The organism is uncultured Agitococcus sp., from assembly GCF_937920075.1.
GTDB lineage: Bacteria > Pseudomonadota > Gammaproteobacteria > Pseudomonadales > Moraxellaceae > Agitococcus.
In genome coordinates this window covers 1-1438 of sequence record NZ_CALETI010000452.1, presented here as the reverse complement: position 1 = coordinate 1438, position 1438 = coordinate 1, and the positions used below count along the sequence as shown (strand labels likewise).

At 37.9% G+C, this 1438-nt stretch carries 2 protein-coding genes; one reads left to right on the top strand and one right to left on the bottom strand.

Features of this window, described 5'->3' with window-relative positions; translation table 11 throughout:
• The first annotated feature begins 142 nt into the window (after positions 1–142).
• Positions 143–724 carry an NAD(P)H-dependent oxidoreductase gene (locus Q0212_RS15370; protein WP_297927141.1) on the top strand — a complete coding sequence of 194 codons (582 nt, stop codon included), beginning with the start codon at positions 143–145 and terminating at the stop codon, positions 722–724.
• 36 nt (positions 725–760) lie between these two features.
• On the opposite strand, the gene Q0212_RS15365 is transcribed toward Q0212_RS15370, so the two are convergent.
• Positions 761–1438 (bottom strand): hypothetical protein (locus Q0212_RS15365; protein WP_297927139.1); only part of this gene is annotated, 678 nt, incomplete at its 5' end.

Below are 1438 nucleotides of genomic sequence, written 5' to 3'. Positions count from 1 at the left end.
ACGGCGCAGTACGTGCTGCAGCATGGATTGGTTCAAAAAGCGCAGGCTTGTATGACATGCGTGACGTTTTAGGATTGAAATAACACGTTTTGACCTAATTAAGAAAGAGGCTAAATGGCCTCTTTTTTTATGGAATAAAATTATGTCAAAACGTATTTTGCTGATTTTGGCGCATCCTGCCCCGCAAAGTTTTTGTCATGCTTTAGCAGAGCAATATGTTTTAGGTGCTACTCAAGCAGGTGCTGATATTAAACAACTGACGCTCAGTGAGCTTAATTTTGATCTGAGCTTTCAGGGCTACAAAACCGAATCAGCACAATTAGAACCTGATTTACAAGAGGCACAACGTTTAATTCAGTGGGCAGAACATTTGGTCTTTGTTTATCCCTTATGGTGGGGAGCAATGCCAGCTTTATTAAAAGGATTTATTGATCGAACCTTTTTGCCAAGCTTTGCTTTTAAATATCGTAAACACACACCATTGTGGGATAAGTTATTGGCAGGCCGTAGTGCAAGGTTATTGGTCACCATGGATGCACCACCGTGGTATTTTAAATGGATTAATCATATGCCCAATCACTATCAAATGAAGAATGCCATTTTGGGCTTTTGTGGCATTAAACCCGTCAAAATCAGCAATTTTGGCTCAATGAAAGCAGCGAGTGACAAACAAAAACAACGTTGGTTACAACAGGCTCAACAATTAGGGCGTAGGGTCTGTTGACGTTTTGCGCAACCACAATCAAAACGTCAACAGACCCTATTTATTACTATCAGCTTTGTCTTTTTCTTGTACTTCGATTTCTGTTAGTCGTTTAATAATAGGCTTAAATTCTTCACCAACTTTTTGTTGTTCAGTTTTTTGATAATTAATCAGTGCTTGTAAATCTAAAATTTGTTTATCATATTCTGCAATTTTAAGTTTTACTTTAGGATCAGATTTTTTTGAGGCACGTTCTGTGGCTGCAGCTTCTTCGACAAAATTAGCGCGTAAACGTTTGATACGTTGTAATTGAATACTGTTGTAACCAATACCTGTTGATAATGTATCTAATTGACGATTACGAGCCAATTCCGCATCGCGAGCAGAAGAATATAAGCGTAAAATTTTTGCATCTTCTTGTTGCTGTTTAAAAGCACTGTCACGCTTAGCTTTATCTTTTTGATATACAGCTTCATCAAATGGGGGAATACGTCGGATGACTTGCATTTGCCTATCAACAATATCGTAACCACGACGAATGTGTTCTTCACTCACTTGGTCACTGACAGTGGGTATGCCTTTGTCATTATAGTAGCGATAAAGCCGTTTATTGTCGGAAAAGTCATTAGCAAGACTTGTAGAGCTTAAACAAAGTAGCAAGATAATTGATGAGTAAATCGGTTTGTTTTGCATAAAAAACGGCCAATAAGGTTTGTGTGGTTTTATTTTATTTAG

Coding starts and splice junctions, on each gene's coding strand:
- Q0212_RS15370 (WP_297927141.1), top strand. CDS start 143: ATGTCAAAACGTATTTTGCTGATTTTGGCGCATCCTGCCCCGCAAAGT.